The organism is Acidovorax facilis (assembly GCF_023913775.1).
In the GTDB taxonomy this organism is placed as follows: Bacteria; Pseudomonadota; Gammaproteobacteria; order Burkholderiales; family Burkholderiaceae_C; genus Acidovorax; species Acidovorax facilis.
Genome location: NZ_JAMXAX010000329.1, coordinates 1 through 502 on the forward strand (window position 1 = coordinate 1; position 502 = coordinate 502).

Genomic DNA, 502 nt, shown 5'->3' on the forward strand with positions numbered 1-502 from the left:
CCTCCGCGATCGGAATGAACTACCGGCCTAGCGGTGGTTTCTGCCACTGTCTCGATAGCAGCATCCAGCATGGTGTTGACCAGTTCAGCGTCCGGGCTCGTGCCAATGGTCCAGCTCACCACCATCCCGTCGAAGCAATCGATGATCGGTGACAGGTACACCTTGCCCGCAGGGATCTGGAACTCTGTGATGTCGGTCAGCCATTTCTCGTTGGGGGCTGCAGCCTGGAAGTCACGGTTGATGATGTTCTCGGGTGCGGGGCTGATCTCGCCGAGGTACGACGCGTAACGGCGCCGCTTTGGCTTTGCAACGACCAGGCTTTCTTGTTTCATCAGCCGCTGCACCACCTTCTCGGAGATGGTGACGTCCTGCTTGGTCAGCGAGGCCTGCAGCCTGCGGTAGCCGTAGCAGCGGTGGTTTGACTCGAAGATCTCGGTGAGGGATTGGCGCACACCAAGGTACTTGTCGCCGACCGCTGTGCGGGCCCGATGGTAGAAGTACG

Annotated in this window: 1 protein-coding gene; it reads right to left on the reverse strand. The window is 60.0% G+C overall.

Translation table 11 applies throughout. The annotated features are described in order from the left end of the window. Positions 1-502: IS3 family transposase (locus NFX52_RS30450; protein WP_252636018.1), on the reverse strand; the 502-nt coding region annotated here is incomplete at both ends.